This window comes from Caulobacter sp. 05T431, from assembly GCF_056665975.1.
The window spans coordinates 1-20,239 of the sequence record NZ_JBFTKU010000011.1; the positions used below are offsets into that span (position 1 = coordinate 1).

Annotated in this window: 17 protein-coding genes and 1 pseudogene; 11 read left to right on the forward strand and 7 right to left on the reverse strand. The window is 68.0% G+C overall.

Going from position 1 to position 20,239, the window contains the following annotated elements:
- Nucleotides 1–632: pseudogene (locus tag AC1U89_RS11650) on the reverse strand (hypothetical protein); the annotation flags it as partial.
- 142 nt (nucleotides 633–774) lie between these two features.
- On the opposite strand from AC1U89_RS11650, the gene uvrB reads away from it, so the two are divergent.
- Nucleotides 775–3,054 (forward strand): excinuclease ABC subunit UvrB, encoded by a 2,280-nt coding sequence (gene uvrB / locus AC1U89_RS11655; RefSeq protein ID WP_479899863.1) that lies wholly within the window; start codon nucleotides 775–777, stop codon nucleotides 3,052–3,054.
- A 313-nt stretch (nucleotides 3,055–3,367) separates the two neighbouring features.
- Here the strand turns inward: uvrB and AC1U89_RS11660 are convergent, their stop codons facing one another.
- The 3 genes from AC1U89_RS11660 to AC1U89_RS11670 all read right to left on the reverse strand — a co-directional run bounded on the left by AC1U89_RS11660 (nucleotide 3,368) and on the right by AC1U89_RS11670 (nucleotide 6,183).
- Entirely contained in the window at nucleotides 3,368–4,936 is a 1,569-nt protein-coding gene (locus AC1U89_RS11660) for an anti-phage dCTP deaminase (protein WP_479899864.1), read from the reverse strand.
- A gap of 246 nt (nucleotides 4,937–5,182) precedes the next feature.
- Nucleotides 5,183–5,803 (reverse strand): hypothetical protein, encoded by a 621-nt coding sequence (locus AC1U89_RS11665; RefSeq protein ID WP_479899865.1) that lies wholly within the window; start codon nucleotides 5,801–5,803, stop codon nucleotides 5,183–5,185.
- A gap of 146 nt (nucleotides 5,804–5,949) precedes the next feature.
- Nucleotides 5,950–6,183: a helix-turn-helix domain-containing protein gene (locus AC1U89_RS11670; RefSeq protein WP_165190486.1), complete on the reverse strand. Its 234-nt coding sequence runs from the start codon at nucleotides 6,181–6,183 to the stop codon at nucleotides 5,950–5,952.
- A gap of 153 nt (nucleotides 6,184–6,336) precedes the next feature.
- Between AC1U89_RS11670 and AC1U89_RS11675 the strand changes: the two genes are divergently transcribed.
- Together AC1U89_RS11675 and AC1U89_RS11680 are read left to right on the forward strand one after the other, a co-directional pair.
- Nucleotides 6,337–6,753 carry a helix-turn-helix domain-containing protein gene (locus AC1U89_RS11675; protein ID WP_479899866.1) on the forward strand — a complete coding sequence of 139 codons (417 nt, stop codon included), beginning with the start codon at nucleotides 6,337–6,339 and terminating at the stop codon, nucleotides 6,751–6,753.
- Between the two features lie 1,047 nt (nucleotides 6,754–7,800).
- On the forward strand, nucleotides 7,801–7,989 hold the full coding sequence (locus AC1U89_RS11680; RefSeq protein ID WP_479899867.1) for a hypothetical protein: 189 nt from the start codon (nucleotides 7,801–7,803) through the stop codon (nucleotides 7,987–7,989).
- Between the two features lie 3 nt (nucleotides 7,990–7,992).
- On the opposite strand, the gene AC1U89_RS11685 is transcribed toward AC1U89_RS11680, so the two are convergent.
- Nucleotides 7,993–8,589 (reverse strand): hypothetical protein, encoded by a 597-nt coding sequence (locus tag AC1U89_RS11685; protein WP_479899868.1) that lies wholly within the window; start codon nucleotides 8,587–8,589, stop codon nucleotides 7,993–7,995.
- A gap of 218 nt (nucleotides 8,590–8,807) precedes the next feature.
- Between AC1U89_RS11685 and AC1U89_RS11690 the strand changes: the two genes are divergently transcribed.
- The 6 genes from AC1U89_RS11690 to AC1U89_RS11715 all read left to right on the forward strand — a co-directional run bounded on the left by AC1U89_RS11690 (nucleotide 8,808) and on the right by AC1U89_RS11715 (nucleotide 14,725).
- Complete coding sequence (locus tag AC1U89_RS11690; RefSeq protein ID WP_479900012.1) at nucleotides 8,808–9,323, forward strand: bactofilin family protein; 516 nt, start codon at nucleotides 8,808–8,810, stop codon at nucleotides 9,321–9,323.
- 79 nt (nucleotides 9,324–9,402) lie between these two features.
- Complete coding sequence (locus tag AC1U89_RS11695; protein WP_479899869.1) at nucleotides 9,403–9,963, forward strand: hypothetical protein; 561 nt, start codon at nucleotides 9,403–9,405, stop codon at nucleotides 9,961–9,963.
- Between the two features lie 173 nt (nucleotides 9,964–10,136).
- On the forward strand, nucleotides 10,137–10,448 hold the full coding sequence (locus AC1U89_RS11700; RefSeq protein WP_479899870.1) for a hypothetical protein: 312 nt from the start codon (nucleotides 10,137–10,139) through the stop codon (nucleotides 10,446–10,448).
- A 65-nt stretch (nucleotides 10,449–10,513) separates the two neighbouring features.
- Nucleotides 10,514–11,611 (forward strand): glycerophosphodiester phosphodiesterase, encoded by a 1,098-nt coding sequence (locus tag AC1U89_RS11705; protein ID WP_479899871.1) that lies wholly within the window; start codon nucleotides 10,514–10,516, stop codon nucleotides 11,609–11,611.
- Between the two features lie 65 nt (nucleotides 11,612–11,676).
- Complete coding sequence (locus AC1U89_RS11710; RefSeq protein ID WP_479899872.1) at nucleotides 11,677–13,353, forward strand: tetratricopeptide repeat protein; 1,677 nt, start codon at nucleotides 11,677–11,679, stop codon at nucleotides 13,351–13,353.
- A gap of 64 nt (nucleotides 13,354–13,417) precedes the next feature.
- Nucleotides 13,418–14,725, forward strand: coding sequence for a hypothetical protein (locus tag AC1U89_RS11715; RefSeq protein ID WP_479899873.1), 1,308 nt, complete (start codon nucleotides 13,418–13,420; stop codon nucleotides 14,723–14,725).
- Between the two features lie 91 nt (nucleotides 14,726–14,816).
- On the opposite strand, the gene AC1U89_RS11720 is transcribed toward AC1U89_RS11715, so the two are convergent.
- Together AC1U89_RS11720 and AC1U89_RS11725 are read right to left on the reverse strand one after the other, a co-directional pair.
- A complete protein-coding gene (locus AC1U89_RS11720; protein ID WP_479899874.1) occupies nucleotides 14,817–15,881 on the reverse strand; it encodes a DUF2855 family protein in 1,065 nt (354 codons plus the stop codon).
- A gap of 622 nt (nucleotides 15,882–16,503) precedes the next feature.
- Entirely contained in the window at nucleotides 16,504–16,758 is a 255-nt protein-coding gene (locus AC1U89_RS11725) for a hypothetical protein (protein ID WP_479899875.1), read from the reverse strand.
- 209 nt (nucleotides 16,759–16,967) lie between these two features.
- On the opposite strand from AC1U89_RS11725, the gene AC1U89_RS11730 reads away from it, so the two are divergent.
- Together AC1U89_RS11730 and dnaG are read left to right on the forward strand one after the other, a co-directional pair.
- A complete protein-coding gene (locus AC1U89_RS11730; protein ID WP_479899876.1) occupies nucleotides 16,968–17,864 on the forward strand; it encodes an EamA family transporter in 897 nt (298 codons plus the stop codon).
- 243 nt (nucleotides 17,865–18,107) lie between these two features.
- Nucleotides 18,108–20,018: a DNA primase gene (gene dnaG / locus AC1U89_RS11735; protein ID WP_479899877.1), complete on the forward strand. Its 1,911-nt coding sequence runs from the start codon at nucleotides 18,108–18,110 to the stop codon at nucleotides 20,016–20,018.
- The last annotated feature ends 221 nt before the right edge of the window (nucleotides 20,019–20,239 follow it).

The window sequence follows — 20,239 nt, forward strand, 5'->3', positions numbered from 1 at the left end:
GCGGCCAGCTGCCGGGGCGCGCCGCGCACGGCCACCAGGCCGGTGGCCGGCCAGCGCTCGCCCGGCTCGCCCGCCAGGATCGGCGGCCGGCGGGGTCCGCCATAACCGATCGGCGGGGGCGGCCCGCCGCAGCTGACGGACTGGACCTCGCGCGCCACCAGCTGGCCGTCGCGCACGTCGAGCCGGTAGTCGACGCCCCGGCCGATGGAGAAGCAGTCGCGCGGCACGCGGACCTGCGAGCTGGGCAGGTCGACCGGCGTCACCACCGGCCCGCCGGCGCCCAGCGACACGTCGTAGAGGCGGAAGTCGCGGCCCAGCTGGCCGGAGATCACCGCCCCCGCCCCACCCTCGACGCCGCGGCCGGTCAGGGCCCTGTCGACCGTCGCGCCGCGCGCCTTCATCCCGGCCACCACGCGGTCCAGGCACGCGCCGTCCGGCAGGGTCAGGGGCTTGGGGCATTTCGGACTGGGCGTGGCCACCGACAGGGTCGCGCCCAGCACGTCGCGCAACTCGCCATAGACCGGGCCGTTGATCAGCTTCATGTCCGGCGTCTGGGCCGAGGCGGCGCCCGCCATACCGACGACGAACACGCCCAAGGCCGCGAGGCCCGCGCCAAGCTTCACGCTGATCATGATCCCTACCCCCAAGGTCGTCCGACCGACCGTGACAACCTTAACCATAAAGGGAACCTGCCGCCACCTGCCGCCAAGCTGCTGACAGTCCGTGTCAGCAGGCCCCCTAGCCTTCCCGGCCCGGCGGACCTACCTTCCCATCATGGCCCGATCCCCCCAGACCGATGCCGGCGGCGTCTCCGACGTCTCCGCCAAGTTCATCCATGACGTCGCCCTGGACGCCGAGGTCGACGCCGCCGCCACGCCCATGCTGTGGCAGCCGCACCGCCCCGCGCGGCCGGAGAAGTCGGAAGGCGGCAAGCGGTTCAAGCTGGTCAGCGACTACCAGCCCGCCGGCGACCAGCCGACGGCCATCGCCGAACTCGTGGCCGGTCTCGAAGGCCGCGAGAACGACCAGGTGCTGCTGGGCGTCACCGGCTCGGGCAAGACCTTCACCATGGCCAAGGTCATCGAGGCCACCCAGCGCCCGGCCCTGATCCTGGCCCCGAACAAGACCCTGGCCGCCCAGCTCTACAGCGAGATGAAGGGCTTCTTCCCCGACAACGCGGTCGAGTACTTCGTCAGCTACTACGACTACTACCAGCCCGAGGCCTACGTGCCGCGGACCGACACCTACATAGAGAAGGACAGCTCGATCAACGAACAGATCGACCGCATGCGCCACTCGGCCACGCGGGCGATCCTGGAGCGCGACGACGTCATCGTGGTCGCCTCGGTCAGCTGCATCTACGGCATCGGCTCGGTCGAGACCTACACGGCCATGACCTTCACCCTGGAGGTGGGCCAGACCATCAACGAAAAGCAGATGATGGCCGACCTGGTCGCCCAGCAGTACAAGCGCAACGACGCCGCCTTCGAGCGCGGCACGTTCCGCCGCCGCGGCGACACCATCGAGATCTTCCCCGCACACTACGAGGACCGCGCCTGGCGCGTGTCGCTCTTCGGCGACGAGGTCGAGGCGATCAGCGAGTTCGACCCGCTGACCGGCAAGAAGACCGGCGACCTGGAGATGATCAAGGTCTACGCCAACAGCCACCACGTCACCCCGCGCCCCACCCTGCGCCAGGCCATCGTCAGCATCCGCGAGGAGCTGAAGGAGCGGCTGGAATGGCTGACCGCCAACGGCAAGCTGCTGGAGGCCCAGCGCCTGGAGCAGCGCACCACCTTCGACCTGGAGATGATCGAGACCACCGGCTCGTGCGCCGGCATCGAGAACTACAGCCGCTACCTGTCGGGCCGCCGGCCGGGCGAGCCGCCGCCCACCTTCTTCGAATACATCCCCGACAACGCCCTCCTCTTCACCGACGAGAGCCACCAGACGGTTCCGCAGATCGGCGCCATGTACAAGGGCGACCGCAACCGCAAATGGACCCTGGCCGAGTACGGCTTCCGCCTGCCGTCAGCCCTCGACAACCGCCCCCTCAAGTTCGAGGAGTGGGACGCCATGCGCCCGCAGTCGGTGCACGTCAGCGCCACCCCGGCCAAGTGGGAGCTGGAGCGGGCCGGCGGCGTCTTCGCCGAGCAGGTGATCCGCCCCACCGGCCTGATCGACCCGCCGGTCGAGGTCCGCCCGGTCTCCAAGGACGGCGCCAGCCAGGTCGACGACGTGGTCGACGAGATCCGCCAGACCAAGGCCAAGGGCTACCGCACCCTGGTCACCGTCCTGACCAAGAAGATGGCCGAGGACCTGACCGAATACCTCAACGAGCAGGGCATCGCCGTGCGCTACATGCACAGCGACGTCGACACCATGGAGCGGATCGAGATCATCCGCGACCTGCGCCTGGGCATGTTCGACGTGCTGGTCGGCATCAACCTGCTGCGCGAGGGCCTGGACATCCCCGAATGCGGCCTGGTCGCCATCCTCGACGCCGACAAGGAAGGCTTCCTGCGCTCGGAGACCTCCCTGATCCAGACCATCGGCCGCGCCGCCCGCAACGTCGACGGCAAGGTCATCCTCTATGCCGACCGCGTCACGGGCAGCATGGAGCGGGCCATGGAGGAGACCGCCCGCCGCCGCGAGAAGCAGCACGCCTACAATCTCGAGCACGGCATCACGCCCGAGAGCGTCAAGCGCGACATCAAGGACATCCTCGACAGCCCCTACGAGCGCGGCGACCGCATCCTGGTGCCGATCGGCGGCATCGGCGACGGCAAGGACGCCAAGCCGTTCAGCGGCGACAACTTCAAGGCCGCCCTCAAGGACCTGGAGGCCAAGATGCGCGAGGCCGCCGCGAACCTGGAGTTCGAGACCGCCGCGCGGCTGCGCGACGAGATCAAGCGGATGAAGCTGATGGACCTCGAGTTCGCCAACGAGGCCCTGACGGCCCCGGGCGAGGCGGTGGACAAGGCGATGCCGAAGCGGGTGCGCGCGGAACTGCGGGCGGAGCAGGCGGAGGCGTTTCGGAAGGGAAGGCTGTAGGGGGAGATAGGAGCCGTCCCACCACCTGACGACAGGAAAAGATCGAGACGCGTCAGAACGCGTTAAACGAGAGGCGTTAACGCGAAAAAGAAAAAACTTAACCTTTGTTTCTAACGCTCGTCGCGAAGCCGTTCACAAGCAGTCGCCCATAAACAACACCCACGTGCCGCTCAAGTCTCTTTTGAGACAAATGGACAATTGATGCGGAACCAACCCCTTGCTTGTGAACACTGTTCACAGCTCCCGAGACTCCGAGATTCACACCGCTATTAAACGGCAGCTCAAATTGCTCGGTTTTCTTCACGGATTGACTCTATCGAGTTGGGATAGGGGGCTGGGCAGCAAAAAGCTTATTCAATCCACCTGTAGCTATATCCTCTCTAATCGCGAAATCGTCAAGTGGCTCCTTGATCACCGGACTCGCCGTACGCGGGTCGCTTTCGACTCTCCGACCATTGCGCTTTCGATCCAGACCGTTCTTAAAAACGGCCAGATAATTGTTCGGAGATACACCTTCATATTGAACAAATATAACTTTAGTAGATTCATCTTTTTCGTCAGTAGACACAGCGTCTTCATGCAATTCTATTGCAAGACTTTTTGCATACGGCTCTATGTAAACAGCTCTTTTAATTCCAGCTGCGACTATATGCCGAGCGCAACTATGGCATGGAAATGTTGTTGAGAATATCGTAGACCCAACAATGCCTTTACCTCCAGTTCTAGCCACAGAGACAATTGCCTCCATTTCGGCATGAACCGCCCTAGAAAATTCTATAAGTGATTTAATTTCCGAAGAAGCGATAGCTTTTCGAACATCTTCCTTCTTACCAGCCATTATTGAAGTTAAAAGATCTTCTACCGCATTATCTACAAGACTCTTTTTATGGTCGTCATTATGGCAAATACCATCTTTCCACTTATAACATCTATTATCTTGCTCTATAGAACCAGTAACCGGTCGACTCGGATACAACCCGCCGCCAAATTTTGKAACATCGTTAGTTCCAGTTCCTATAATTTCCCCATCTACGTTTACAATTACCGCCCCGACTTGCCGCGACAAACACGCGCTTCTTGATGCAGCGGCCGCCGCAGCGTACATGGAACTTTCATCAACGGTCGGTGTATTAACACCAACATTGAATATAATTTTCAGAAACCTCTCAACTGACTTTGAGAGATCATCTATGGAATCTCCATTGTTGCGGATAAAATAATCCGAAAGTTCCATAGTTTTTGCAACCTTCTGTCCAAATTTATTCTCGTCATCTTCGTCAATACGCATCGCCTTCGCTAAATCTTCCGATTTAACAAATCTGTTTTTTAACCTACGGCGTCGCTTTTCTTCCGGAGCAAAAACACCAACAAGCCAGAAGGCAGATTTATACACAGCCCTCAGCCTTCTCACTTCAGCCGGGTTTTTCACGGCGTCAATAATTGTGATGAAGCGTCGAGACTGAGGAGCGATTTTACGAATTTCGCCGTCTACGTTTTCTTCTCGCGCAGGTCTGGATTCCGATATACTACCAATCGTCAAATCGACTACTATTGTTGATCCAAATTGCTCACGTAATTTGGTGCCAGCCTTTTGAAGGCTTTCCGTACGCTCATATGGCTTGGATTCATCTATATCTACGCCAACTTTTGGCGCATATAACTTGATGAAATCACTTACTTTACTGATACCTTTAGAGGTATAATTGTACTTATCCACCAACTGACTCTCAATCAGCTTTCCACAGGCGGTTACGCCCGAGCCAATTGGTCCCACAAGTGCGATGACGATTTCCTCAGTGCCTCGGTCCTCCGGCACAGCGACCACGATCTGGTCATCGTTCACCGGAAGTTTCTCCGGCACGGGCAAGTTCAGCTCCCCCAAGCCACCACTCCCTTAATTTTGAATATTCTCCCATATTTCTCGCACCAATTACGCGAGTCGAGCAAATGCTCGCTGAAGACAGCGATTACCATCCGCCTCCATCTCTTTGGTGGCAGCAACTTGCCGGTCTGGACATGCGACCTGCCGCGAAGCGGCGGCGCGGAGCGCCGTCCTTGAGTGACCTGCCCAGACCGGCGATCGTCTCGCCGTGAGATGAAAGGCTGGCTCTCATCCGGGCGGATGAACTTAGCGGTTGTGCTGCCATTTCCGCTTTGGGCGCTCCTCATGATAGGCGCTCCATTCAATCGAAAACCGCTCTTTGAACTCAGCAAGTTCATCATCCGAGGCCAAGTGAGCCTTTGCGTTGGAAAGCGGCCGCCATCTACGGCCTTTGTAGAGCGTACTCCACGGCGCAAGAACCAGTTCCAGTTCCATGCCGGAGCAACCCGGTTGTTCCCACAGCGCGTCTTGTAGAGCTCGCAGCGCTAACCGCTCCTGAGCCTCCGTCATCTCTTTACGCCAGAAATGGTAGTGCAGCGCGACCTCGCGGCCCGGCAGCACAAGGCGTGCATCGAACCTCACAGGCAACGAGGTCTTGGCGTCCAGGGATACGCTCGTCGGAGAAAGTTGATGGACCACGCCCCCCTCCCGTTGGCGGAGGTAACCGCGCCCGAGCCGCAGCAGTTCGACGGCGTGACGCGCCTGCTCCTTCGCCGATGACGCCTTTGCTTCCTTGACCGCCCATTGGAGCGGTCTTCCGCGCAAAACGGCATCAAAACAATCTCGAGCCAAGGTGTATTTGGGCGTCGGCGGGCGCTCCAGGCGCGCTATGGCGGCAAACGTTTCCCTTCGCGTTTTCTGAAGCATGCGGATGCCAGAAACGAGCGGCGGAAACGGCAACGGGGGGTCAGCAAATAGCTGCATCCACCGAGCATGCGCCCATTTTCGAATTTACGGAATGGTAGAGCTCCGCCCCGCTTCTCGACCACCTCCTCCGCAAAGGGAGAAAGACGCTACTTCGCGTCCGCCTCAGCGAAGAACACCTGCGGACTAACCTCCAGCCCGCGCGCGATGCGGACGATGTTCACCAGCGCCACGTTGCGCTCGCCGCGTTCGATGCCGCCGATGTAGGTGCGGTCCAGGCCGCAGATTAGCGCCAGGCCTTCCTGCGAGACGCCGGCCGCCGTGCGCAGCGCCCGGAGGCGTTCGCCGAATCGTTTCTTGATGACGGCCTCGTCCGCGTCCATGGCGGCATTTGCCGCGACACGATGCCTATGGGTCCACGGACTATAGGTATCACTCCTGACCCACACTCGCGCTTTCGGACCACACGTCCAGCTTGCCGCGCGACCGTATGATGACTATAAGTATCCGGACTATAAGCCTCTGAAAGCCCCATCATGAAACCCACCGCCGGCCCCCATCCCGTCGACGTCCATGTCGGGCGGGCCGTGCGATGGCGGCGGAAGCTGCGGGGGTTGAGCCAGCAGGCGCTGGCCGAGCGGATCGGGCTGACGTTCCAGCAGGTCCAGAAGTACGAGACCGGCGCCAACCGGATCAGCGCCTCGGCCCTGCACGCCATCTCCGGGGCGCTGGAGGTCCCGATCGCCTTCTTCTTCGACGGCCTGCCGGAGACGGTCGCCGACGCGCCCGAGCCCGAAGCCTCGCTGACGGCGCGGATGCTGGGCGCGCCCGGCGGCCTGGCCCTGGCCGAGGCCTGGCTGGACCTGCCGCCCGGCCCGCTGCGCCACCGCCTGGCCGCCCTGGTCCAGACCACGGCGGCGGCGTTGCGGGGCTCGGGAGCGGTCGGCGCCTGAGCCCCGTGGGCGCGCGTCTCGCGCAGCGCCCGCCTTGCATCTCCTGGAGGCTGCAGCGTGCCTGGCTGTCCAGGTCAGTCAAGGACGACGCTCCGCGTCGCCGCGACGCGGCTGGCCGCGGGCCAGTCCTTGAGTGACCTGGACAGCCAGGCGACCGTCTCGCCGTGAGATGAAAGGCCGGCTCCCCTTCGCGAGGAAGGGAGGCGGAACGGGGACGCGCACTCACGACCGTGCGCCGGCCGGTCCGCACTGAGCATAGGGTGAGTGCGTGTCCCCCAAGTCGTCGCCGCGTTCGGGGGCTGGTCCTGTGGCGTCGTGGGCGAAGGTGGGGACACGCACTCACCCTGCGCCCGGCGGATCGCCTCCCAAGGCTCGGGCGTGAGTGCGCGTCCCCGGCGGGGATCGGGCCGCCTCTATCCCCGCCAACCGCGCCCGCAACCCCAACCCCGCCAAGGCCTCGCGGAAAAAGCAGCGTCACATCCGCCGCCGCGCTGAAACCGGCCGTACACTCATAAGCACCTCGTCGCAGGGAAAGGGCGCATGGCCAGCGACCGATGCGGCGGCGGGGGGCGATCGAGCGGGACTGGGCTGGAGGGGGTTACTCCAGCGTGTCCGGGGCCTTCCATCGTTGGGGAGCCCGCCCGCCGTCGGCGTGGCTGGGGATCGGCGCGTGTGTCTCATGATCCGCGTCCCCCAGCGCCGGGCCTCGTCGGAAACGACGGACCCGGTGTCCGGCTAAGCCTCAACAGGGCTGCCTACCGGACGCTGGCGGATAACGAGCGCGCGGAGCGATCGGCTTCGTCGAAACGGTTACAACACAAAGAACTCCGGACGTCGTCCGGCGCTCCGCGTCCCTTTCCAGCTCACAGCCATCGGCGTGGGATCACACCGACTTGCCCCCACCTGGCGGCTTCGCCGCCTGTCCGCCCCCCTAGGGGGCGGAGGACGCGTTCTCACCCCCTCTTCCCCCTCCGGGGGAAGACGACCGCGCAGCGGTCCGTAGGGGGCAAGTGTTCGCCGCACAGTCCTCAAGAGAAGGAGCCCTCCATGACCCGACCCCGCCCCAAGACGCCCGAGCCCCCGAAGCAGGGGCGGCGCCCCCGCCTCGCCAAACCCCCGCCCCTGCACCTCAGGACGCCCGAGGAACAGGCCCGGTTCGAGATCCTCTATCGCGAGATCGACCGGCGGCTGGCCGCCCTCCAGGCCGCGCGGGACGCGGCGGCCGCGCGGCGTTGAGCCCTACTCCCCCCGCTTCAGCCGCTCGCGATAGGCGCCCGAGCTCGCCACATAGCCCTCGGCGTCGCCATAGGCCTGGTAGGTCCGGTAGCGCTCGTGGCTGCCCTTGACCTTCAGGGCGTGCTTGATCGGGCACCAGTACTGCTCGGTGCGCGCGGTGATCTCGCGGGCGTAGGCGATGACGCCGTTGCCGTAGCCGCAGAACACGCAGTTGAGCTTCTGGATCGGGTTCAGGTAGCCCAGGCGATGGCGGTCGATGACCACGTATTCGCGGCGCTTGACCCGGGCGATGCCCCAGGCCGTGAAGCAGCCCAGCTGGTAGAGGCTGACGCTGAGGTCGAGGATGAACAGCGGCAGGGCCATGCCGTAGATCAGCGGCATGGTCAGCAGGGTGGGCCAGGGCGTGCGGGCCACGTTCAGGCCCTTGCGGTGCGCCTTCTGGCGGCGGAGAGCGTCGGCCTTGAAGCAGGGCTTGCCGTTCTCGATCGTGAACCCGGCCTCCGCGGCCCTGGCCGCGTCCCGCGCGGCGAACGCGGCCTCGATCTCGGTCTCCACGGCGCGGAGGCGGTCGATGAGCTGGTCGAGGGTCTGGTCGGGCATGAAGCGAGCATGGAGCGAGTCGCTGCTTGCCCCCACCTGACCGCTTCGCGGTCTGTCCGCCCCCATAGGGGGCGGAGGACGCGCGCACGAAGCTTCTTCCCCCTGTGGGGGAAGACGACCGCGAAGCGGTCCGTAGGGGGCAAGTGTTCACCGGCAAGGCGGCGCCGGAATTGCTCAGCTCCAACGACAACGACCCATTTCGAGACAAGGCCGCCGCCATGTTCGCCAAGAAGAAAGACACCGCCCCCGCCCCGGCCTTCACGCCGCTGGCCATGGAGCCCGCCGCGCCGGTCGCTCCGGCCCAGCCCGTCCCGCCGCCGCGTCCCAAGCCCGCCTCGATGCTGGCCCAGGGCGTGGCCATCAAGGGCGACGTGATGGGCGACGGCGAGGTGCACCTGGACTGCGTGGTCCAGGGCGACATCCGCGTGGGCAAGCTGGTCCTGGGCCCCAACGCCCGGGTCGAGGGCTCGCTGCACGCCCAGGTCATCGAGATCCACGGCCGGGTGACCGGCCAGGTCTCGGCCAAGCAGGTGCGCCTTTATGGGACGGCCGTGGTGGACGGCGACATCACCCACGAGCAGCTGGCCATGGAGAGCGGCGCCCAGTTCCAGGGCCGCAGCCTGAAGTTCCAGCGCCAGGCCCCGGCTTCGACGGGCGGCTCGGCCCCGGCTCAGGCCGCCCCGACGCCGGCCCCCGGCGTCCAGTMGCCGGCCATGGCCATCTATCCGGGCTGATCGCGCGTTCAGGTCTTTGGGCGGCGCGGCCAAGGCATGGGGTCTTGGCCGTCGGCCCCCGACCGCGCTAGGATTTGCCATGCGTTCCCTGGTCCAGAACCCGCGTCTCCTGGCTCCGATCCTGTTCGGCCTGATCGTCTCCGGCCTCGCCGGCTGCTCGCGGACCGACGACCGGGCCGGCGCGCCGGGGGCGGCGGGCTCGAGCGCGACTCCGGCGATGGGCGCCCAGGACGCCGCGCCCGCGGCGGGCGGTCCCACCACCCTCAAGCCCGGCCTCTGGAAGACCGTGACCAAGACCCCGGCCGGTCCCCAGGAGTCGACCCAGTGCGTGGCCGAGGGCTTCGACCMCGGCGCCGAGGCGGCCCGCAAGGTCTCGCCCTGCGGCAGTCCCAAGATGACCCGCACCGTCGACGGCTTCCTGCTCGACCTGTCCTGCCAGAAGAACCACATCGACTACGTGCTGACCGGCACGGTGAAGGGCGACTTCGTCACCACCGCGCAGTCCGACCTGCAGCTGGTCATCTCGGCCTTCGGACGCCGCCAGACCCTGCACGCCCAGGCCGTCAGCACCTACCAGGGCCCCTGCGAGCCGGGCGCCAAGATCGCGGGCAAGGATGCGGGCAAAACCGGCGCCCGATAGCCTCCGAAACAGGCGCCGGAATCCCCCGGGGCGCGAAGCTGTGGCAGGCAGGACACTTAACCCGGCCGATCGCACGGATCGGGCGAAACCCGGGGAACGGTGGAGGTCCAAGCCACCTTGTACTCACGAGGGCCGGCGCCGCGTTCGGACGCCGCCCGAGGAGTGAAGACGCCATGAATGGTCCGCTCTTGACCGTGGTCCCCGACCAGGCCCAGCCGGTCGAGGTCTACAACCTGAGCCGGGGTCCGGAGACCACCACCCAGCGCGTGCGGCGCCTGCAGCAGGAGGCCCGCCTGCTGGCCCGCGAGCAGATCGAGGCCATGGGCCGCGACCTGGACGATCTGGCCGCCCGGGCCCACGAGATCGCCGAGGGCGGCGACGCCTACGCCGTCGGGGTGCGGGAAATGGCCTCGCGCCTGGCCGCCGACCTGCCGCAGAAGGCGCAAGGGTTGCGCGCCATCCTGAACCGTTCGGGCAAGGACTAGGCGCCGGCGGAATCCCTCGCCGGAGGACGCGGCGGGCTGGTCAAACCGTCACATCGGCGCGCTAGATGGCCGACATGACCCTGCTGACCCGACGCGCCCTCACCACCGCCGCCCTGGCGGGAACCCTGACGCCCGGCCTGACCTTCGCCGCCGCGAAGCTGAAGAAGCCGATCGTCATCGCCCACCGGGGGGCCTCGGGCCTGCGGCCGGAGCACACACAGCTCTCGTACGACCTGGCCATCGACCAGGGCTGCGACTTCATCGAGCCCGACCTGGTGCCGACCAAGGACGGCCACCTGATCGCCCGGCACGAGAACGAGATCGGCGGCACCACCGACGTCGGCTCGCGCGCCGAGTTCGCCGACCGCAAGGCCACCAAGACCATCGACGGCCAGTCGATCACCGGCTGGTTCACCGAGGACTTCACCCTGGCCGAGATCAAGACCCTGCGGGCCCGCGAGCGGCTGCCGCAGCTGCGTCCCGGCAACACGAAATACGACGGCCAGGCCCAGCTTCTGACCTTCGACGAGGTCGTGGCCATCGCCAAGGCGGGCAGCCAGCGCACCGGGCGGACGATCGGGGTTTACCCGGAGATGAAGCACCCCAGCTACTTCGCCGGCATCGGCCTGCCGGTCGAGGACCGGCTGGTGGCCCTGCTGAAGAAGAACGAGCTGGACTCGGCCACCGCCCCGGTCTTCGTCCAGTGCTTCGAGGTCACGCCGCTGAAGACCATCCGGGCCAAGACCAAGGCCCGGCTGGTGCTGCTGACCGCCGGCGAGGGCGGCCCGGCCGACCTGCCGAACGTGACCTACGCCCAACTCTGCACCGCCTCGGGCCTGAAGGAGGTCGCGCTCTACGCCGACGGCCTGGGCCCGGAGAAGACCCAGATCGTGCCGCAGGACGCCAACGCCCTGCTGCCGGCCACCTCGCTGGTGAAGGACGCCCATGCCGCCGGCCTGGTCGTCCACCCCTGGACCGTGCGGGCCGAGAACTACTTCCTGCCTTCGAGCCTGCGCCGGGGCGACGCCGCGGCGGCCGACTACCTGGCCCAGCCGGGCGACGTGGGCGCCGTCTTCAAGGCCCTGTACGCCGCCGGCGTCGACGGCCTGTTCAGCGACTTCCCGGGCCTGGCGGTGGCGGCGCGGAGCCAGACCGGCGCTTGACCCGGCCGGAGTCGCGGGCGGAGACTGACCGCGGCGGGTCCGAGGCTCGTCGAGGGGGGAAGACCATGCGCGCGAAGATCCTGGCCGCCGGCCTGACGATGGCCCTTGTCCCGGGCCTGACCCAGGCCGACATGGTCGCCCCGCCGATCCTGGCCATGGGCCTGTGCGCCTCGGGCGCCGGCGACGTCGCCGCCACGGCCTCGCCGCCGCGCCAGACCGCGCTGATGAGCGGCTACGGCACGGTCCACTGGAAGATCGCCACCGCCTCGCCCGAGGCCCAGGCCTTCTTCGACAACGGGCTGGAGCTGGGCCACGCCTTCGCCCACAAGTCCGCCCTGGCCGCCTTCGAGGAGGCCTCGCGCCGCGATCCGGACTGCGCCATGTGCCTGTGGGGCCAGGCCTGGGCCGGCGGGGCCACGATCAACTTCACCGTCGACGCCAAGACGCAGGGCAAGATGGCGGCGCTGATGGCCCGCGCCGCGACCCTGGCCGCGAACGGCCCGCCCCGCGAGCGCGAGCTGATCGCGGCCATGACGCTCCGCTACAGGAACGGCGGCGGCAAGGGACCGGGCGATGACGCCTACGCCAAGGCCATGGACGCCCTGGCCCGCGCCAATCCGGACGACAACGAGCTGGCCGTGCTRGCGGCCGACGCCCTGATGGTCCCMGCTTCGCTGCGCAACGCCAAGGGCAACCTGCCGCGCGCCGTCGAATTGCTGGAGGGGACGCTCAAGCGCGATCCCGACAACGCCCCGGCCATCCACTTCTACATCCACGCCACCGAGATGAGCGGCTTCACGGCCCGGGCCGAGCCCTATGCCGACAAGCTGGAAGGCCTGGCGCCCTCGGCCAGCCACCTGGTCCACATGCCCTCGCACACCTACTACTGGGTGGGCCGCTACGAGGACGCGATGGCGTCCAACATCCGGGCTTCCAAGCTGGACGAGGCTAACGCCAAGGCCCAGGGCTTCACCGGCGACGGCGCGGCCTTCAACCTGTTCTATCACGGGCATAACGTGCAGTTCGGCCTCGCCGGGGCCCTGATGTCCGGCGACGCGGCCGGCGGCCTGGCCCTGGCCCGTCCCGCCGTCGCCAACGGCCCCAAGCTGAAGTCCGACGACGCCTGGAACCAGATGGTGGCCGGCGCGGCCTACGACCTGATGGGCCGCTACGCCCCGACCGACGAGGTGCTGGCCCTGGCCGATCCCGGCCAGCCCTATCTGCGGGCGATGTGGCGTCACGCCCGCGCCGAGGCCCTGGGCCGCCACGGCGACGTCGCCGGCCTGCGCCGCGAGGCCGCCCTGGTCGAGATCGACAAGGGCCAGCTGAAGGCCTTGGGCAAATATGCCGGTCAGATGGCCGAGGTCACCCGGCTGGCGCACCTGGTGCTGGAAGGCCGCGCGGCCATGCTGGACGGCCAGCCCAAGGTCGCCGCCGGTTTCCTGCGCAAGGCCGCCGAGCTGGAGGAGAGGCATTTCGGCGACATGACTGATCCGCCGATCTGGTCGCCGGTGCGCCGCAGCCTGGCGGCCGCCCTGCTGGCCTCGGGCGACGCCCAGGGCGCGGCGACCGAGGCGCGCGCCGCCCTGGTCCGCCGCACCGGCGACCCGGTCAGCCTCAGCGTGCTGGCCCAGGCCGAGCGCCAGCTGGGTCAGGTCGAGGCCGCCGACCAGCATCTGGCCCAGGCCCGCAAGGGCTGGATGGGCGGCGACCTGTCGAAGGTGACCCTGGCCCAGAGCTAGCCCGCTTGCGCCGGACGAAGGGTCGGGGCAGCTTGCCCGCCTTCTCCGTCCCGGAACGCCTTCGATGATCCTCCGCCTGGCCGCCACCGCCGCCGCCCTCGCCCTGCTCGCCGCGCCCGCCCTGGCGGCGCCCGCGGCCAAAACGGCGCAAAGCGCCAAGCTGGACGTCATCGCCAAGGACTTCGTGCGCCTGACCCTGGAGGCCGGCGAGCGCGAGCCGGGCTATGTCGACGCCTATTACGGCCCGGCCGACTGGGCCGCGGCCGCCAAGGCCAAGCCGCGCGAGGTTCCGGCCCTGCGCGCCGAGGCCGACCGGCTGGCGGCGGCGCTGAAGGCCGTCGACGGCAAGGCCCTCACCCCGGACGAAGTCCGCCGCAAGGCCTTCCTGGCCGGCCAGGTCAAGGCCGCCCAGACCCGCCTGGCCATGCTGGCCGGCGTCAAGTTCAGCTTCCAGGACGAGGCCGAGGGCCTGTTCGGCGTGCGTCCGCCGCTGAAGCCGCTGACCGCCTACGACCCGATCCTGGCCAGGATCGACAAGCTGGTGCCCGGCGAGGGCGACCTGGCGACGCGCGTCAGCGCCTTCCAGGCCCGCTACACCATCCCGACCGACCGGCTGGAGCCGGTGATGAAGGCCGCCATCGCCGAGTGCAAGGCGCGTACGCAAGCCCACATCGCCCTGCCCAAGGGCGAGCGCTTCGACCTGTCGTTCGTCACCAAGAAGCCGTGGAGCGGCTACAACTGGTACAAGGGCGACGCCCACAGCCTGATCGAGGTCAACACCGACCTGCCCACCCCGATCAGCCGCGCCGTCGACCTGGGCTGCCACGAGGGCTATCCCGGCCACCACGTGCTGAACGCCCTGCTGGAAGAGAAGCTGACCAAGGGCAAGGGCTGGGTCGAGTTCAGCGTCTATCCGCTGTTCTCGCCGCAGTCGCTGATCGCCGAGGGCAGCGCCAACTACGGCATCAAGCTGGCCTTCCCGGGCGAGGACAAGCTGGCCTTCGAGCGCAAGACGCTCTACCCGCTGGCCGGCCTGGACCCGGCCACGGCGGCCACCTACGACGCCCTGACCAGCGCCACGGCCGACCTCGCCAGCGTCCAGAACACCGTCGCCGATCTCTATCTGTCGGGAAAGCTGGACAAGGCCGCCGCCGTCGACGCCCTGGCCAAGTACACCCTGGCCACCCGCGCCAAGGCCGAGAAGTCGCTGAGCTTCATCGAGACCTACCGTAGCTATGTGATCAACTACAACCTCGGCCAGGACATGGTCCGCGCCCACGTCGAGCGCGCCGGCCCGTCGCAGGACGCCCGCTGGGCGCGGATGGAGGCGGTGATCTCGCAGCCGACCACGCCGGCGGACCTGGCGAAGTAGACGACGAAGGGGACACACACTCGCGCTCGGGGCCCGGCCAGGCAGGCGAGGCCTTGCCGCGAGTGTGTGTCCCCTCCTTGGCCCTCCCTCCTTAGGGGGCGGGGCTCAAGACACGCCCCTCGTCGGCGCCCGACTTGCCCTCCACCGCGGCGGCATAGGCCTCGGCGACAGCCTCCGGCCCGGCGCCCTCGACGATCCTCAGCCAGCGCGGCGCGTCGGCGACGAACGGGGCCCAGGCGGCGTCGTGGCGTTCGTCCAGTCCGCCCGGCCCCCAGTCGGTGGCGCGCTTGCGGATGCGGTCGGGGGCGAAGAAGAACTGGGGCTTGGGACCCGGCAAGGCGCCCGTCCCGCGCTCGCCCTCCCAGTGGGTGCCGCCCACCAGGCACGAATAGGCAAGGCCGTCGCCGAACCGCTCGTGCGCGGCCCGCAGCAGAGCCGCGTCGCCGGCGAAGTCGACCAGCACGACCGGTTCCTCGATCGGCGCGGTCGCCAGGTCGTCATAGACCACCACCTGGTCGTAGAAGCCCAGCCCCTCGACGAAGGCGCGGTTGCGGGCCGAGGTCAGGCCGACGACCTTGGCCTTGCCGCGTTGCTTGAGCTGGAAGGCCAGACTGATCGCGGTCTTGGACGAGGCGCTGGTCAGCACCACCGACCGCGCCCCGAACAGGTCGTTCTCATCCAGGAAGTCCTCGATCAGGAAGCCGGTGATGAACAGCGGCCGCAGCAGGGCCTGGTGGTCCTCGGACGGATCGGCCGCCCCGACCGCCTGATACTGGTTGTAGACGGGCGGCAGGCCCTGGCGGTGCGGCGCGGCGTCGGCGAAGCCCAGGCGGGTCTTGCGCGGCGTCACCGTCAGGTGGGTCGACATCGGCCAGTAGCCGTAGAACCTCTGGCCGACGGCCAGGTCGGGATCGCGGGACGCCTGGACCCGCGCGAAGCCCCAGACTGGGATCCGCCCCCAGCCCTCCGGCCCCGGGAAGAAGTCCCAGTAGCGCATGGCCTCGCCGAACAGGGCGTAGGTGATGTTGTTGGACGTCAGGGCGAAGCGCTCGATCGCCAGGCGCGCTTCGCCCTCGGCCAGAGGCGGCGGATCGACGGGCGCGATCCTGGACTGTCGGAGGTCGGCCTTGCCGACCAGGAAATCCCAGCTGGACATCGTCGTGGCTCCCATGGGCTCCCTTACTCGACGCCAAGCTAAACGCGTTCCATGACAGAACGTCAAACAGTTGTTTGAATTCCAACAAGAGCGCCGCCGCTTGACGGCCACATTGGCGCGGTCACCTTAAGGACGGCCCCGTTGGAGGACAGGCTATGGCACGGCGGAGATCGGCGGCCCTCTTGGCGCTCCTGGCGCTGGCCGCCCCGGCGAGCGGATGGGCGCGGCAGCCCCAGACGATCAGCAAGACCCAGGCGCGCGCCCTGCCGCCGGCCGAGCTGACCCACCGGGTCATGGACCTGGTCGCCGACCAGCTGGCCCCCGCCGATCCCCGCCCTACGCCCGGCCGCGTCCCGACCAAGCCGCTGCGCGACCTTGCCTTCGAGAGCAAGCCCCGCGCCACCTGGGCGCCCGGGGTGTGCGCCCGTGACGGCGTGGTCGTGACCTTCGAGCCAGCAGGTCCGGATCAAGGCGCCGACACCCCCATGCGCGCCGCCAGCCTCAAGGCCTCGACCCGCTACCACCTGGTGTCGCCGCCGGCCCGCGAGGACGACTACTATGACGGCCCGCCGCCCCCGGACGCCCAGGAAGCCTGCGGCCGCCTGGCCGGCCAGGACACGACCTACTTCTCGGCCCCCACCGCCGAGGCTGCGCTCAGCGGCGCCTGGTGGCTGAGGCGCGCGGCCGAGGGCGCGGCGGTCCCGAATCCGGCCTTCGACATCGACTGCGGGMTGGGACCGGCCACGCCGGAGTCGTGCCCGGCGATCCTGCGCCGCCTGACCCTGGACGACCTGCGCTCGGCCTGGCCCTGCACCGACGACCACAGCACGGCCGTGACCCTACGCTGCTGGTCGCTGCGGGTCGCGCCGGCCGACAAGACCTACAGCCTGCGGGTGTTCGCCCCGCGCGCTCCCGACGCCGCGATCACCCGCATCGAGATCGACGAGCAGGTGTTGACGGGCGAGACCCTCGCGGACYGAAATCCGCTCGTCCGCGCCTCGGAAGGCTGCCTCCCGCCGCGCGGGACTTGCGACGCTTGGCCGGAAGGTCCAAGTCCGGACGGCTTCACCGGATCGGACCCCGCCCATGACCGACACGCCCCTGCCCCTCCGCCACTTCCTGCTGGCGCTGGCCGTGGTCGCGGTCTGGGGCACCAATTTCGTGGTCATCCGCGTTGCCCTGGACCACCTGCCGCCGCTGCTGTTCGCCACCCTGCGCTTCACCCTGGTGCTGCTGCCGATGGCGTTCTTCGTCAAGCGGCCCAAGGTCCCGTGGAGCAACCTGGCGGCCTACGGCGTGCTGATCGGGGCCGGGCAGTTCGGCCTGCTGTTCGTGGCCATGAAGGGCCACATCTCGCCGGGCCTGGCCTCGCTGGTGGTGCAGACCCAGGTGTTCTTCACCATCGGCATGGCGATGAAGATCAGCGGCGAGCGCGTGAAGGGCTTCCAGATCGCGGCCCTGCTGCTGGCGGCCTCGGGCATCGTGCTGATCGCCGCCCACGGCGGCGGGGMGGCCACCCCGCTGGGCGTGGTCCTGGTGCTGGGCGCGGCCGCCAGCTGGKCCGGCGGCAACATCGTCGCCCGCCAGGCCGGGACGGTGAACATGCTGGCCTATGTGGTCTGGGCCAGCCTGTTCTCGATCCCGCCGCTGTTCCTGATGTCGCTGTGGCTGGAGGGCTGGCCGGCCATCGTGGCGGGCGTGGCCCACGCCGACGCCCTGACCTGGGGCGCGGTGGCCTGGCAGGCGGTGGGCAACACCATGTTTGGCTACGCGGCCTGGGGCTGGCTGCTGGCCCGCCACCCGGCCGCCACGGTGACGCCCATGGCCCTGCTGGTCCCGGTGTTCGGCATGGGCGCCTCGGCCCTCCTGCTGCACGAGAGCCTGCCGGGCTGGAAGCTGCTGGCCGCGGTGCTGGTGCTGGCGGGACTGGCGGTGAACATGCTGTGGCCTAAGATCAAGGTGCGGTTCCTGGCTCCGGCTTGACCCCTCAAAACCGCTCATCCCGGCGAATGCCGGGACCCAGATGGAATGGCTTTGAGGTGGGCTCCTCGAACTCGGAGCCTATCCAGCCCGACGCACCGCTACGGGATTTGGGTCCCGGCGTTCGCCGGGATGAGCGGATTGTTTGGGCGCGGGTTATCCACAAGACCCAGTGAGCTTTGGATGACTCGATCATCCGACGTGCGGAAATCGCACAATCCGCTTATGTTCACGCTCTAAACCGCCATGCGTTTCGACGACCACTTCCTCGACGAACTGAAGCAACGCCTTCGCCCTTCCGACGTGATCGGGAAGACGGTGAAGCTGCGGCGGCAGGGGCGCGAGTATGCGGGGCTGTCGCCGTTCACCAAGGAGAAGAGCCCGTCGTTCTTCGTCAACGACGACAAGGGCTTCTACCACTGCTTCTCCAGCGGCAAGCACGGCGACATCATCTCCTACCTGCAGGAGACCGAGCGGCTGACCTTCACCGAGGCGGTGGAGCGGCTGGCGGCCGAGGCGGGCATGGCCCTGCCCGAGCCCGACGCCCGCGCCGCCCAGGAGGACAAGAAGCGTTCCACCCTGACCGACTGGATGGAGCTGGCCGCCGCCTGGTTCGAGGGCGAGCTGCGCCGCCCCGTCGGCCAGGCCGCCCGCGACTACCTCAAGCGCCGCGCCCTGCCGGAAGACCAGTGGAGCCGGTTCCGCATCGGCTTCTCGCCCAACGGCCGCACGGCGCTGAAGGACTATCTGATCGCCAAGGGCGCCAAGCCGGCCGAACTGATCGATGCGGGCCTGCTGATCGCGCCCGAGGACGGCGGCCAGCCCTATGACCGGTTCCGCGACCGGATCATCTTCCCGATCACCGACACCCGGGGGAAGGTCGTCTCGTTCGGCGGCAGGGCCATGGATCCCGCCGCCCGCGCCAAGTACCTGAACGGGCCGGAGACCACGCTCTTCCACAAGGGCCGGCTGCTGTACGGCCTGTACGAGGCCCGCAAGCTGCTGCACGCCGCCCAGGCCGCCGCCCCCACAGAACAGACCCCGATGCTGGTGGTCGAGGGCTACATGGACGTCATCGCCTGCCAGCGGGCGGGCCTGCCGGCCGTCGCGCCCATGGGGACGGCCATGACCGAGGAGCAGATGGAGGTGCTGTGGCGCCTGCATCCCGAGCCCACCCTCAGCTTCGACGGCGACAAGGCCGGCCAGCGCGCCGCCAGCCGGGCCATCGACCGCGCCCTGCCGCTGCTGAAACCCGGCCGCTCGTTCAAGTTCTCGATCGTGGTCGGCGGCAAGGACCCCGACGACGTACTACGCGAGCAAGGGCCGGCGGCCCTGAAGAGCCAACTGACCCAGACCACGCCCTTCGTCGAGGCGCTGTTCGCCCGCGAGCGCGACCTGGAGCCGCTGGACACGCCCGAGCGCAAGGCCGGCTTCAAGCAGCGCCTGCGGGCCGCCGCCGGGACCATCGCCGACAAGGACCTGTCGGCCGCGTATCGCGACGACCTCTACGCCCGGCTGGACGCGCTGTTCCCCAAACCCAACGCCGGCGGCGGACAGGGCGGCGGTGGGTCCTGGGGCGACGGCGGCGGCCGGCCGTTCGTCCCGCGCGGCCAATGGAAGGGCGGACGCGATCGCGGCCCGCCCGATCCGGGCATCCGGGGCGTGGCCCGGGCCGAGATCACCACCCGGCTCAAGCCCTTCCACGCCGCGGTGGCGATCGCCGCCCTGCGCCATCCGGCCTGGGCCCGGCCCTATGACGAGGCGATCGAGCGGGTCGGCTTCGGCGATCCGCGCCTGTCGACCCTGGCCCACGAGCTGTTCGAGGCCCTGGCCGACGACATCGGCGACGACGCCCCGTTCCGCGCCATTCTCGAGCGCAAGGGCCTGGGCGACCACGTCGCCGAGGTCGAGCGCGTGGCCTCGGCCATCGACGCCCCGTTCCTGGACCCGAAGATGGAGCCGCACCGGGCCAAGGCCCTGTGGTCGGCCTGCTACGAGGCCCTGGTCGAGATCGGCGACAGCGAGCGGGCCCTGGAGGCCCTGCGCCGCGAAGCCGTCACGTCCGGCACCTTGGCCGCGACGCGCGACCTGCGCACCCGGATCGGCGCGCTGGAACGCCAGATCAGCGGGCTGGAGTTCTGGCAGGCGGCTTCGTAGCCGCTCCTCCATGTCCGTCATCCTCGGACTTGTTCCGAGGACCCCTGGTTCAGCCGAGAAGAACGAAGATCCGTGGAGCGGCGGGTTCTCGGCCCCCATCCAACGACAACGCGGCGGACCTAGGGGTCCTCGGAACAAGTCCGAGGATGACGGGCGTTGGGGATGAAGGACGGGCCGGAACGGCTGGGCGATGCTTCGTAGCCGCCTGAAATAGAACGATA

Bases quoted from the DNA above. Each gene is read 5' to 3' on its own strand.
- AC1U89_RS11680 (WP_479899867.1), top strand. From the start codon at position 7,801: ATGACCCGACCCCGCCCCAAGACGCCCGAGCCCCCGAAGCAGGGGCGG.
- AC1U89_RS11715 (WP_479899873.1), top strand. From the start codon at position 13,418: ATGATCCTCCGCCTGGCCGCCACCGCCGCCGCCCTCGCCCTGCTCGCC.
- AC1U89_RS11705 (WP_479899871.1), top strand. From the start codon at position 10,514: ATGGCCGACATGACCCTGCTGACCCGACGCGCCCTCACCACCGCCGCC.
- AC1U89_RS11700 (WP_479899870.1), top strand. From the start codon at position 10,137: ATGAATGGTCCGCTCTTGACCGTGGTCCCCGACCAGGCCCAGCCGGTC.
- AC1U89_RS11675 (WP_479899866.1), top strand. From the start codon at position 6,337: ATGAAACCCACCGCCGGCCCCCATCCCGTCGACGTCCATGTCGGGCGG.
- AC1U89_RS11665 (WP_479899865.1), bottom strand. From the start codon at position 5,803: ATGCTTCAGAAAACGCGAAGGGAAACGTTTGCCGCCATAGCGCGCCTG.
- AC1U89_RS11720 (WP_479899874.1), bottom strand. From the start codon at position 15,881: ATGTCCAGCTGGGATTTCCTGGTCGGCAAGGCCGACCTCCGACAGTCC.
- uvrB (WP_479899863.1), top strand. From the start codon at position 775: ATGGCCCGATCCCCCCAGACCGATGCCGGCGGCGTCTCCGACGTCTCC.
- AC1U89_RS11685 (WP_479899868.1), bottom strand. From the start codon at position 8,589: ATGCCCGACCAGACCCTCGACCAGCTCATCGACCGCCTCCGCGCCGTG.
- AC1U89_RS11670 (WP_165190486.1), bottom strand. From the start codon at position 6,183: ATGGACGCGGACGAGGCCGTCATCAAGAAACGATTCGGCGAACGCCTC.
- dnaG (WP_479899877.1), top strand. From the start codon at position 18,108: ATGCGTTTCGACGACCACTTCCTCGACGAACTGAAGCAACGCCTTCGC.